At 70.4% G+C, this 12,414-nt stretch carries 11 protein-coding genes; 6 read left to right on the top strand and 5 right to left on the bottom strand.

The annotated features are described in order from the left end of the window. Positions 1-67: 67 nt before the first annotated feature. The 5 genes from BUQ68_RS06670 to BUQ68_RS06650 form a co-directional block, all read right to left on the bottom strand. Complete coding sequence (locus BUQ68_RS06670) at positions 68-283, bottom strand: YMGG-like glycine zipper-containing protein (RefSeq protein ID WP_075215180.1); 216 nt, start codon at positions 281-283, stop codon at positions 68-70. A gap of 104 nt (positions 284-387) precedes the next feature. After that, positions 388-762 (bottom strand): DUF1850 domain-containing protein, encoded by a 375-nt coding sequence (locus tag BUQ68_RS06665; protein WP_075215179.1) that lies wholly within the window; start codon positions 760-762, stop codon positions 388-390. Then, on the bottom strand, positions 759-2,900 hold the full coding sequence (locus BUQ68_RS06660) for a TRAP transporter permease (RefSeq protein WP_075215178.1): 2,142 nt from the start codon (positions 2,898-2,900) through the stop codon (positions 759-761). The genes BUQ68_RS06665 and BUQ68_RS06660 overlap by 4 nt, the downstream gene beginning before the upstream one ends. 108 nt (positions 2,901-3,008) lie before the next feature. Further along, on the bottom strand, positions 3,009-3,956 hold the full coding sequence (locus BUQ68_RS06655) for a TAXI family TRAP transporter solute-binding subunit (RefSeq protein ID WP_175577751.1): 948 nt from the start codon (positions 3,954-3,956) through the stop codon (positions 3,009-3,011). A 64-nt stretch (positions 3,957-4,020) separates the two neighbouring features. Continuing rightward, positions 4,021-5,154, bottom strand: a complete 1,134-nt coding sequence (locus BUQ68_RS06650) for a LacI family DNA-binding transcriptional regulator (protein ID WP_083656352.1) — start codon at positions 5,152-5,154, stop codon at positions 4,021-4,023. 222 nt (positions 5,155-5,376) lie between these two features. On the opposite strand from BUQ68_RS06650, the gene BUQ68_RS06645 reads away from it, so the two are divergent. The 6 genes from BUQ68_RS06645 (at position 5,377) to BUQ68_RS06620 (ending at position 12,365) form a co-directional block, all read left to right on the top strand. Beyond that, the gene (locus tag BUQ68_RS06645) at positions 5,377-6,366 is read left to right on the top strand and encodes an autoinducer 2 ABC transporter substrate-binding protein (protein WP_075215177.1); all 990 of its coding nucleotides are present in this window, start codon (positions 5,377-5,379) and stop codon (positions 6,364-6,366) included. A gap of 77 nt (positions 6,367-6,443) precedes the next feature. Then, complete coding sequence (locus tag BUQ68_RS06640) at positions 6,444-7,958, top strand: sugar ABC transporter ATP-binding protein (protein ID WP_075215176.1); 1,515 nt, start codon at positions 6,444-6,446, stop codon at positions 7,956-7,958. Then, complete coding sequence (locus tag BUQ68_RS06635) at positions 7,951-8,952, top strand: ABC transporter permease (RefSeq protein WP_075215175.1); 1,002 nt, start codon at positions 7,951-7,953, stop codon at positions 8,950-8,952. The genes BUQ68_RS06640 and BUQ68_RS06635 overlap by 8 nt, the downstream gene beginning before the upstream one ends. Then, positions 8,949-9,968, top strand: coding sequence for an ABC transporter permease (locus tag BUQ68_RS06630; RefSeq protein ID WP_075215174.1), 1,020 nt, complete (start codon positions 8,949-8,951; stop codon positions 9,966-9,968). Before BUQ68_RS06635 ends, BUQ68_RS06630 begins: the two co-directional genes overlap by 4 nt. A gap of 5 nt (positions 9,969-9,973) precedes the next feature. Next, the gene (locus BUQ68_RS06625) at positions 9,974-10,822 is read left to right on the top strand and encodes a sugar phosphate isomerase/epimerase family protein (RefSeq protein ID WP_075215173.1); all 849 of its coding nucleotides are present in this window, start codon (positions 9,974-9,976) and stop codon (positions 10,820-10,822) included. Between the two features lie 82 nt (positions 10,823-10,904). After that, the gene (locus BUQ68_RS06620; RefSeq protein ID WP_075215172.1) at positions 10,905-12,365 is read left to right on the top strand and encodes an FGGY family carbohydrate kinase; all 1,461 of its coding nucleotides are present in this window, start codon (positions 10,905-10,907) and stop codon (positions 12,363-12,365) included. The last annotated feature ends 49 nt before the right edge of the window (positions 12,366-12,414 follow it).

Here is a 12,414-nt window from a genome sequence, read left to right as displayed (position 1 = left end):
TCATCCCGGCAGGACCTGGATTGAGCGCCGCCCGGAAGCCATCCGGACGGCGCTTCCACGCGTTGGCTCACATCTGGTTGCCGACGACGGCGCCCGCGGTGCCGCCGGCCACGCCGCCGACGATGGCGCCGCCGGTGCCGCCGATCGCGTTGCCGGCCACCGCGCCGCCCGCGCCGCCGATGAGGGCGCCGGTGGCGGTCCGCTGGCCTTGCGTGTTGCCGCAGGCGGCAAGGCTGGTCGCCAGGAGAAGGGCGGCGGTCAGGCGCAGGGTGGTCGACATCATCGGAACTCCTCGAAGAACGGGTTGCCCCACCTTGCTGTCTGAATGAGCGAGGCGTTCGATCGTTCCCGCAACCGGCGCGCCCGGCGGGGGGCGGCGCCGGGGCCTCAGGGGCAGGCGGTGAGCGTCACCGGGTCGGCGCCTTGCGGCAGGAGGGCGCCGAGCGGGCGGCAGGCGCCGTTCGCGCAAAGGGTCCAGTCGCCGGTGCCGGAAACGCCGGAGCGGCGGAGGACGAGCGCGTCGCGATGGCCGTCCGCAGGCGTCCAGACGTACCAGCCGTCTTGAAGGCGGGCGTCGGGGGCGGGCTCGGTGCCGGCCCCGGAGCCCTTGATGCGGCTCTCCACCAGCGTGAGGCCGTCCGCCGCGACGACGAAGGCGTCGACGATCGGGATCTTCTCGATGCTGTGGACGAAGCCGAGCGTGAAGGCGGTGGCGGCGATCTTGACGAGAGCGCCGCCGCCGGCAAGGCAAAGAGCGCTCACCCGACCGCCTCGGCGCCGCCGGCCGGCCGCCGGCCGCGCCACCAGCGCCAGAGCAGGAAGGCGCCCGAGGCGGCGAAGCCGATCTCGTCGGTGATCGGCAGGGCGGCGATCAGCATGGAGGCGGCGGCGAAGGCGAACAGCCGTTCCCACCAGGCAAGGCGCGCGCCCATCCAGCCGATGGCGGCGGCGCCCCAGAGCCCGATGGCGAGCACCGCCTTGGCGACCGTGTAGACCACCGCAGGCCAGAAGCCGATGGCGGTGGCGAGGGGGCCGCCGTCCTGCAGCATGATGGTGGGGGCGTAGACCGCCATGAAGGGCACCACGAAGCCCGCGATGGCGACGCGGACGGCCTGGATGCCGATCTTCATGCCGCTCTCCTTGGCGATGGGCGCCGCCGCGAAGGCGGCGAGCGCCACCGGCGGCGTCAGGTCCGCCATGATGCCGAAGTAGAAGACGAACATGTGGCTGACGATCAGCGGCACGCCGAGTTCCAGAAGCGCCGGGCCGGCGATCGACGAGGTGATGATGTAGTTCGGGATCGTCGGGATGCCCATGCCGAGGATCAGGCAGGCCAGCATGGTGAGCACGAGCGACAGGAAGAGCGAGTTCTCGCCGACCGAGACGATCAGCCGGGCGAAGGTGGTGGCCGAGCCGGTGAGCACCAGGATGCCGATGATGATGCCGACGAGGGCGCAGGCGATGCCGACCGGCAGCGCGTTGCGGGCGCCCTCCCCAAGGCTGTCGAGGCAGAGGCGCAAGGTGGCCCGGCCGCCGCGGAAGGCCAGGTTGGCGGCGACGAGGATGGCGACGAGGAGGAAGACCGCCGTGATGCCCTGGATGCCGGTGCCGAACACCGACCCGCCGCCCCGGAAGGCGGAGGCGGCCAGAAGCCCGAGCGCCAGCCAGAAGAGCACGCGGAGCGGCATCGCCATCGGCCCGGTGAGCGGCACGCCGAGGATGATGAGCACCGTGAGCGCAAGGCCCGCGGTGCCGGCGAAGAGCGGCGTGTAGCCGGAAAAGAGCAGCCAGACGAGGGCGATCAGCGGCAGGATCAGGTACCAGCGCTTGCGGAGCGCGCCGAGCGGGCTCGGCAGCTGGTCGCGCGGCAGGCCGGCAAGGCCGAGGCGGCCGGCCTCCAGGTGCACCATCCAGAACACGGTGACGAAGTAGAGGATGGCCGGCACGATGGCCGCCTGGACGATCGTGAGATAGGGGACGCCGAGGGTCTCGGCCATGATGAAGGCGACGGCGCCCATCACCGGCGGCATGATCTGGCCGCCCATGGAGGCGGTCGCCTCCACGCCGCCGGCGAAGGCCGACTTGAAGCCGAAACGCTTCATCAGCGGGATGGTGAAGGCGCCGGTGGTGACCACGTTGGCGACGCCGGAGCCGTTGATGGTGCCCATGAGGGCCGACGACACCACCGACACCTTGGCCGGACCGCCGCGCGCGTGGCCGACGGTGCCCATGGCGACGTCGGTGAAGAGCTGGATCATGCCGGCCCGCTCCAGGAAGGAGCCGAACAGGATGAAGAGGAAGATGTAGCTCGACGACACGTAGATGGGGGTGCCGTAGATGCCCTCCGTGCCGAGGAAGAGGATGTCGATCACCTGGTCGGCGCCGTAGGGCCGGTGGTTCCAGGGGCTCGGCAGCAGGTGGCCGTAGAGGCCGTAGAGGAGGAAGGCGCCGCAGATCAGCGGCAGCGCCCAGCCGATCATCCGCTGGCCGGCGACGAAGACGAGGGCGATCGCCACGACGCCGACCACGAGGTCCTGGGTGAGCGGCATGCCGGAGCGCAGGATCAGGGCGTCGTGGTAGACGAAGTGGTAGAAGCCGATGGCAAAGCCGAGGACGGCGAGCGACCACCAGACGACCCGGCGCGGACCGGTGGCGGCGTTTCCCAGGAGGCCGAAGAAGAGCAGCATCAGGAAGCCGACGTGGAACGAGCGGATCACCTGGCTCGGCAGCGGCGAATAGGCGGCGGTCCACAGCTGGAAGGCCGAGAAGGCGACCGCGATGGCAAAGAGCACGCGGCCGGCGGGGCCGAGGCCCCAGTGGGGGATGTGCTCGGCGTCCTCCAGGGCGTCCCGGTCGGCGGCATTCTGGGCTTCAAGGGCCGTGTTCGGCTGATCCGCCATCGGTCTCTTCCTCCATCAACGACGCGCGCGACCGGCGCCCTTCCCTTGTCCAAAGGGCGCGGCGCCGGACGCGAGGACGGGGCGAACGCCCCGCCGCGGACGGTGGAATCAGAGGAGGCCCTGTTCCTTGAAGTAGCGCTCGGCGCCCGGATGCAGCGGCGCGGGGCCCTCGGTGGCGGCCTTGTCGAGGTTGATGGCCTTGGCGGCGTTGTGGGCGGCGACCATGGCGTCGAGGTTGTCGAAGATGCCCTTGGTCATCTGGTAGACCACGTCGTCCTCAAGGTCGGCCCGGGTGACGAGGTAGTTGATCACCGCCGTGGTGGGCACGTCCGCGTCCTGGCCCTGATAGGTGCCGGCCGGGATGGTGGCGGTCTGGTAGGGCGCGCCGAGCGAGGCGACCACGTCGGCGGGGACTTCCACCACCGTGATGGCGACCGCGTTGGCAAGGTCGCGCAGCGACGCGACACCGAGGCCGGCCGACTGCAGGGTGGCGTCGAGCTGGCGGTTCTTCATCAGGTCGACACTCTCGGCGAACGGCAGGTATTCCACCTTGCCGAGGTCGTCGTAGCTGATGCCGGCGGCCTTCAGGATGGCGCGGGCGTTGAGCTCGGTGCCGGACTTCGGCGCGCCGACGGAGAGGCGCTTGCCCTTCAGGTCGGCGAGCGTCTTGATGCCGGATTCGGCCGAGGCGACGATCTGGATATAGTTGGGATAGATGGCCGTGACGGTGCGGAGATTCTCCAGCTTGTTCGGAAAGCCCGCCTCCGCGTCGCCGGCCCAGGCGGCCTGGAGCGAATCGCCGAGCGTGAAGGCGATCTCGCCGCGCCCCGCCTGCAGGAGGTTGAGGTTCTCCACCGACGCCTTGGTGGCCTGCACGGAGGGCCGCGCCTCCGGCACCGCCTCGGCGAAGATCTTCTCCAGGGCGACGCCCATCGGGTAGTAGACCCCGGCCTGCCCGCCCGTGAGGATGCCGATGAAGGTCTCGGCCGATGCGGTGGTGGCCATGACGGCGGCGCAGGCCATGGCGGCAAGCTTCAGTCCTTGGCGACGGATCATGTGGTTGTCCTCCCTTTTGTTTTCCCCCTCCCGGACTATAAGGCCCCGGCCCTGAAACGGAACCTCAAACTGTCGCCGTCCGCCCGTCCGACAGAGACGGGGCGGCGGCGCGCGGGCGTGGGGCGGCCTGGGGCTCCGCCGGAGCCTCGTCCTTCAGGGCGTCGAGCGGGCCGCGAAGGGCGGTGCGCGGCGGCACCAGATCCGGGCGGATCAGGTGGATGCGTGGCGCCGGCCGGGGCTCCTCCAGGAGTTCGAAGGCGCGGGCGATCATGGCCTCCACGTCCTGGCGGATCATGATCACCGGGAAGGGCAGGAAGGAGCCGAACGGGTCGTAGTCGTAGCAGCCGACCACGAGGTCGGCGAAGGCGTCGTCCGGGTGGTGGGCCATGAAGCGGATGAGGCCTTCAAGGTTGATGGACGAGTTGACGAAGAGCGCCCGCGGCAGCCGCCCGTCGCGGGCAAACACCGCCTCGAACGCCCGCTGGCTGGTGCCCGGCGAATAGCCGGTGGCGGTGATGCAGCCGTCCGGGTCGGCGCCGAGGAGGTCGACCCGGGCGTCGCGGAAGCCGCGGATGCGCTCCCGGCTGGCGTGGTCGTCGCGGCCGCCGAAGAGGTGGAGGTCGCCGGCGTCGAGCGGCCGGCTGCTGCCGGCGCGGCGGACGACGGCCTCGGTGAGAAGGCGGGCGCCGGTGTAGTTGTCGCTGACGACGGACGCCGCCTTGGTACCGGGCAGGTCGATGTTGACGTGGCGCACGCCCGCCGCCTCCAGCACCTGGTGCACCCCGTCCGGGTCGGTGGCGCCGGCGACGATCAGCGCCTCGATGGAATAGGACAGGAGCGTCTCCACCACGGCGCGCTCCTCCTGCGGGTCGCGGCAGGCGCTGACCACGACCGGGCACTGGCCGCGGCTGCGCACATGGGCCTCGAAGGTCTGAGCCATGGAGGAGAAGTAGCGGGTGTCGTGCACCGGAAGGAGAAGGCCGACGAGGCCGGACCGGGACCGGCGCAGGCCCCGCGCCTGGAGGTTGGCCGTGTACTGGTGCTTCTCGGCGAGTTCCTGAATCAGCTCGGCGGTGGCCTCGGCGATCCGGCGCTTGCGCCAGGTGCCGTTGAGGACCGCGCTCACCGTCGAGGGCGATGAGCCGGAGAGCACCGACAGGTCGTAGATCGTGGCTTTCTTCTTGGCGTTTCGGTCCATGGCCCCTCCTGCCGCTTCCATACAGTCGCGATGCCCTTGACGACAGAAGCCACCTGCAGGATAGTGGATGCACCATCGATTGTGCAATGCGAACTGCGATGGTTCGCAGCAGCCTTCGGGGGCGTCGCTTGAGGAAGCGGCGGGATCGCATGCGAACGCCGACCTGCCCGGCAAGGGCGCGGCGACGAGTCCCCGAACGGGACCACCAGGGAGGAGCCAGATATGAAGAAGCTGCTGATTGCGGCCGTGGCCGCGACGTTGTCCATGGGTGCGTCGTTTGCCGCCTTCGCCCAGGACGCCGCCAAGGTGGGCGTCGTCGTCAAGATCGGCGGCATTCCGTGGTTCAACGCCATGGAGGCCGGCATCAAGGAGCGCGGCCAGGAGCTCGGGCTCGACGCCTTCATGGTTGGCCCGACCAGCGCCGACCCGGCGCTGCAGGTGCGCGCCATCGAGGACCTGATCGCCCAGGGCGTGAAGGTGATCGGCGTGGTGCCGAACGACGCCAAGGTGCTGGAGCCGGTGCTGACCAAGGCCCGCGACGCCGGCATCATCGTGATCACCCACGAGAGCCCCGGCCAAAAGGGCGCCGACTGGAACTTCGAGCTCGCCTCCGCCACCGGCTTCGGCGAGGCGCACGGCAAGCTGCTCGCCGAGAAGATGGGCGGCACGGGCGAGTATGCGGTGTTCGTCGGCTCGCTGACCGTGCCGCTGCACAACGCCTGGGCCGACGCGGCGATCGCCTACATCAAGGCCAACCATCCGGAGATGACGCTGGTCGGCGACCGCTACGGCGTTGCCGAGGACGTGGACGAGAGCCGGTCCACCGCGCTCGACCTGATGTCCGCCAACCCGAACCTGAAGGGCTTCCTCGCCTTCGGCAGCCAGGGCCCGATCGGCGCCGGCCGCGCCGTGGAAGAGCGCCGCAAGGTGGGCGAGGTCTTCGTGCTCGGCCCGTTCTCGCCCGGCCAGGGCCAGAAGCTGGTGACGTCCGACGCCATCTCGGGCGGCTTCATGTGGAACCCCAAGCAGGCCGGCGAGGTGTTCGTCACCATGGCGGACCGGCTGATGAAGGGCGGCGAGCTGAAGGCCGGCGAGGAGATCGAGGGTCTCGGCACCATCGAGCCCGACTTCGAGGCCCGCAACATCATCGTCGACCAGATCGTGCCGATCAACAAGGACACGGTCGCCGACCTCGCCGCCATGGGTCTCTGACCGGCGCGCGCCTCACCGACCGGGCCGGCCTCGCGCCGGCCCGGCTCCCCCGCCGTCCGATCGATGAGCCTTTCGCCATGACCGATGCCCTCGACAGGGGCGCGGCCCGACGGCCGCTGTTGTCCCTTCGCACCATCACCATGACCTTCGGCGGCGTCAGGGCCCTGAAGGGCGTGCGCTTCGAGGTCATGCCCGGCGAGGTGCATTGCCTGGCCGGCGAGAACGGCTCCGGCAAGAGCACGCTGATCAAGATCATCACCGGCGTCTACCGGCCGGAGCCCGGCGCGGAGATCGAATACGACGGCGAGACCTACAGCCACATGTCGCCGGTGACCGCGCAAGCGGCCGGCATCCAGGTGATCTGGCAGGACCTCGCCCTCTTTCCCGAGATGTCGGTGGCCGAGAACATCGCCTTCCAGACCATGGTGGGCCGCCGGCCGCGCCTCGTTGACTACGGCGCCATGAGGAAGGCCGCGGCCGCGGCGCTGAAGCGCCTCGGCGTGACGCTCGACGTGGACCGGCCGCTGAAGGACTTCCCGATCGCGCAGCGGCAGATCGTGGCCATCGCCCGCGCCCTCGTCGGCGAGGCGAAGATCGTCTTCATGGACGAGCCGACCGCCTCGCTCACCCAGTCGGAGACCGACTATCTGCTCGACATCGTGCGCACCCTGTCGGCCTCCGGCGTGGCGGTGGTGTTCGTCAGCCACCGGCTGGCGGAGGTGCTGGAGATCTCCGACCGGCTGACCGTGCTGCGCGACGGCGCGCTCGTCGGCGTCTACCCGACCGAGGGCATGACCCAGTCGCGCATCACCGAGCTGATGACCGGCAAGGTGTTCGACCAGACCGTCCGGGCCAAGCCCGTGGCGGGCCGGCCGGTGGTGCTGGAGGTGGAGGGGCTTTCCCGCCAGGGCCTCTTCGAGGATGTGTCGCTGACCGTCCGCCAGGGCGAGACGCTCGCCATCACGGGGCTGCTCGGCGCCGGGCGGACGGAGTTGGCGCTCGCGCTCTTCGGCATGCTGCGGCCGACGGCGGGCACGGTGACGCTGGAGGGCCGGCCGGTGCGCTTCGCCTCCAACCGGGACGCCATCGCGGCCGGCATCGCCTATCTGTCGGAGGACCGGCTGTCGCTCGGCCTGATCCAGCCGCAGTCCATCGCCGACAACCTGGTGATGGCCTCCTACGACCGGTTGCTCACCGGCGGGCTCCTGTCGGAGCGGCGCAAGCGCACGGTGGTGGCGGACTGGATCCGCCGGCTCGCCGTGAAGATCGGCCGGCAGGAGGACCCGATCTCCACGCTCTCCGGCGGCAACCAGCAGCGCGTGGCCATCGCCAAGTGGCTGGCCACCAACCCGAAGCTCCTGATCCTCGACAGCCCCACCGTCGGCGTCGACGTCGGCGCGCGGGCAGGCATCTTCGAGATCGTGGCGTCGCTCGCCGCGGACGGCCTTGCCATCATCCTGATCACCGACGAGGTGCCGGAGGCCTACTTCAACGCGGACCGGGTGCTGCACATGGCGAACGGCCGCATCGTCAACCGGTTCGACCCGCGCGTGACCGCGCTCTCCGAGATCGAGGCGGCCGTCTATGCCTAAGGCGCTCCACACCCACGGGACGGAGATCGTCCTCCTCGCGGTGATCGCGGTCATGTGCGTGGGGCTCGGGCTCACCACCGAGCGTTTCGCCACCCTCGGCAACGCGTTCGACCTCCTCAACATCAGCGCGGTCAACATCATCTTCGCGGTGGGACTGCTGGTGGTGCTGATCGCCGGCGGGATCGACATCTCCTTCGCGGTCGCCGCCTCGGTGGTGCAGTACGTGACGGCCACCATCCTCGGCGCCATCGGTGGCGGCGAGTGGATCTCCGGCTTCCTGATCGCCGGCTCTGTCGGCATCCTCCTCGGCGTCTTCAACGCCTTCCTGATCCACACCTTCCGGATCATCTCGATCGTGGCGACCATCGCCACCTTCAATATCTACTTCGGCCTCCTGATGTTCTTCACCCGGGGGGTGTCGATCTACAACCTCCCCGACTGGCTGACCACGCGGGTGATCCTCTACGAGCGGGAGTTGGCGGACGGGTCGTGGGTGGAGATCACCCTGCCGGTGCTGGTGATGCTCGTCTGCGTCGCCGCCACATGGTTCCTGATCGGGCGCACCACCACCGGCCGCCAGCTCTACGCCTTCGGCGACAATCCGGAGGGCGCGCGCCGCTTCGGCATCGACATCGGCGCCATGCAGTACATCGCCTTCGGCTGGCTCGGCCTGATGGCCGGCATCGGCGGCCTGGTGCAGGCGCACTATGCCCAGGAGGTGGTGCCGAACGCGCTCTACGGCCGCGAACTCGACGTGCTGGCCGCGGTGGTGCTCGGCGGCGCGCGGCTCGGCGGCGGCAAGGGTTCGGTGATCGGCTGCGTGCTCGGCGTGCTGTTGATCGCCATCACGCAGAACGGGCTTAACCTCCTCGGCGTCTCGCCCTACGCGTTCAAGATGATCGTCGGCGCCATCATCCTCGTCGCCATCGCCCTCTCCAACAGCCGCCTCGAGACGCTGTTCGGCTCATCCCGCAAAGAGGGAGCGCGCCCATGAGCTCCGCCGCCGCCCCGCCCCGCGCCTCGCTCGGCGCGCGCCTGAAAGCCCTCATCGGTCCCGAGATGGCCGGCCCGGCCTTCGCCTTCGTGGCGGTCGTGGTGGTGTTCAGCCTCGTCTCGCCGCAGTTCCTGAGCCCGGCCACCTTCGGCGCCGTCGGCTTCCAGCTGCCGGAACTGGGGCTGTTGACGCTCGCCATGCTGCTGCCGGTGCTGACCGGCGGGCTGAACCTTGCCATCACCTTCACGGCCAACATCTCCGGCCTGACGGTCGCCTGGATCCTCCACGCCAACGGCGGGCTGGAGGCCTCCGGGACGGTGTTCGCCCTCGCCTGCCTCGCCGCGGTGGCGGTCGGCGCCTCGACCGGCGTGGTGATGGGGCTCGTGATCGCCTACACCCGGGCGCACCCGATCCTCGTCTCGCTCTCCATGATGATCTTCCTGCGCGGGCTCGGCGAGTTCCTGACCCGCGGCGGCGACGTGTCGGGCTTTCCGTCCTACGTGCAGCCGATCGGCCACGGGACCCTTTTCGGCCTGCCGGTGCCGCTCCTCATCTTCATCGGCTGCGTGCTCGGCTGGCACGTGCTCCTGACGCGCACCAAGCTCGGCTTCAACACCTTCATGATCGGTTCGAACATGGAGGCGGCGCGCTATTCGGGCGTCAACACCCGCAAGGTGCTGGTGCTGGTCTACACCCTCTCCGGGGCCATGTGCGCCATCGCGGGCATCATCATGCTGGCCCGCTTCAACTCCGTGCGCGTCGGCCACGGGGAGAGCTACCTGCTCATCACGGTGCTCGCCTGCTTCCTCGGCGGGGTGAACCCGTTCGGCGGCTTCGGCCGGGTGATCCCGGTGTTCGTCGCCCTGGTGGTGCTGCAGCTCCTGTCGTCCGGCCTCAACCTCGTCGGCGCCAACCAGCATCTGGCGACGGCGCTCTGGGGCATCCTCCTCGTCACCGTGATGGTGCTGCGCTGGGTCGTGGGGCGGATCGGTTCCTACAAACCAAGAAAAGGATGAGAGCCATGCAAGGCTTTGGCGTGCACACCAGCATGTGGACCATGAACTGGGACCGGCCGAGCGCCGAGAAGGCGATCGCGGCGGCCGTCCACTACAAGATGGATTTCATCGAGATCGCGCTCCTCAACGCGCCGGCGGTGGACGCGGCGCACACCCGCGCGCTTCTGGAGAAGAACAATCTCCGCGCCATCTGCTCGCTCGGCCTGCCGGAGCACGCCTGGGCCTCGGTCCGGCCGGACGCGGCGGTGGCATATCTGAAGGTCGCCATCGACAAGACCGCCGAGATGGGCTGCGAGGCGCTCTCCGGTGTGATCTTCGGCGGCATCGGCGAGCGCACCGGCGTGCCGCCGACGGAGGGCGAATACGACAACATCGCCCGCGCCCTGACGGAGGCCGCCAAGCACGCCAAGGCGAAGAACATCCTCCTCGGCGTGGAGGCGGTGAACCGCTACGAGAACCACCTGATCAACACCGGCCGGCAGGCGGTGGACATGGTGGAGCGCGTCGGCATGGACAACGTGTTCGTGCACCTCGACACCTACCACATGAACATCGAGGAGAAGGGCGCCGCCAACGGCATCCTCGCCGCCCGCGAGCACCTGCGCTACATCCACCTCTCCGAGAGCGACCGGGGCGCGCCCGGCGCGGGCAACGTGCCGTGGGACGAGATCTACGCGACGCTCGCGGCCATCGGCTTCAAGGGCGGGCTCGCCATGGAGAGCTTCATCAACATGCCGCCGGAGGTGGCCTACGGCCTTGCCGTGTGGCGCCCGGTCGCCAAGGACGAGGCGGAGGTGATGGGCAACGGCCTGCCCTTCCTGCGCAACAAGGCCCGCCAGTACGGGCTGATCTGACGCAAGACCGAAGAGCCGGCCCGCCGTCTGCGGCGGGCCTTTTCGCCCGCGCGGGGGCCACTCGCCCGCCAGGAGAGCCGTCATGGTCGCCACCCTCCCCCGGGACGCGCCCGCCACCGTCGCCGTCATCGACGTGGGCAAGACCAACGTGAAGCTCGCCGTCGCCACGGTGGACGGGCGGGTGGTGGAGGCGGTGAGCGTGCCGAACCCGGTGCGGCCCGGCCCGCCCTGGCGCCAACACGACCTCGCCGGCCTCGGCGGGTGGGTGATGGAAACGCTGGCCGCGCTCTGCCGGCGCCATCCGGTGGCGACGGTGGTGGCGGCCGGCCACGGCTCCGGCGGCATGCTGACCGGCGAGGACCCGGACGCGGGCGACGGCCTCGCCCTGCCGATGATCGACTACGAGCAGCCGCTGCCGGCCGCCGTGGACGCCGCCTACCGGCCGCTCGCCGGCAGCTTCTACGACCGGGGCAGCGCCATCATGATGGCGGCGACCCACCAGGCGCGGCAGATGCTGTGGATGGAGATGGCCGAGCCGGAGGCCTTCGCCGCCGCCCGCTGGTGCCTCGGCATCCCCCAATACTGGGCCTGGCGGCTGACCGGCCGGGCGGTTTCGGAGGCGACCTGCCTCGGCGCCCAGTCGCACCTCTGGAACGTGCCGGAACGCCGCTTCGCGCCGATCGTCGCCGCCCGCGGCTGGTCGCGGCTGATGCCGCCGTTCGCGCCCGCCTGGGGCGAGGTCGGGCGGATCCGGCCCGCGCTCGCGGCCCGGCACGGCCTGCCGGCAAACCTTTCGGTGCTCGCCGGCATCCACGATTCGAGCGCCAACTACTACCGCTACCAGTCGGCGGGGCTTGCCGGCTTCACGGTGCTGTCGACCGGCACCTGGATCGTCGGGCTTTCCGGCGATACGCCCCTGGAGCGGCTCGCCCGGACGCCCGGCATGACGCTCAACAGCGACGTGCACGGCCGGCCCGTCGGCGGCGCGCTCACCATGGGCGGCCGGGAGTTCACCCACGTGGCCGGCCCGGACCCCGCGCCGGCACCGGTCGCGGCCGCCACCCTCGCCCGGATCGTGGAACGGGGCTCGATGGCGCTGCCCTCGTTCGGCAGCGACGACGGGATGTTTCCCGGAAGCGCCTGCAGCGGCCGCATCGAAGGTCCGCCGCCGGCCGATCCGGACGAGCGGAAGGCACTCGCCGTGCTCTACACGGCGCTTCTTGCCGCCGAATGCCTGAGCGCGCTGGAGAGCCGCGGCGAGGTGGTGCTCGACGGCAATTTCCTGCGCGATCCGGCCTTCGCGGCGCTGGTGGCGGCGCTTCGGCCGGACCAGAGCGTGGTCTACACCCTGGAGACCGACGGGGTGGCGGCCGGCGCCGCGCTGCTGGCCACCCACACGAGCCGGACCGGACCGGCGCCCCTCTCCCTGGCGACGCCGGACCGGCTCGCCCTTTCGCCCGACACCCTGTCCGCCTACGCGGCGGCCTGGCGCGCCCGTGCCCGCCAGCCTGCCGCGACGGCGACACGACCCGAAGAAGGATGACTGCCTTGGCCCATACCGACCCCTCCCCCGCGGGTTCCGCCGCCGACGT

The sequence above is a fragment of the Mongoliimonas terrestris genome, assembly GCF_001927285.1.
Lineage (GTDB): Bacteria > Pseudomonadota > Alphaproteobacteria > Rhizobiales > Pleomorphomonadaceae > Chthonobacter > Chthonobacter terrestris.
The sequence above is the reverse complement of the archived record's forward strand: the minus strand, read 5'-3'. Positions and strand labels throughout refer to the sequence as shown.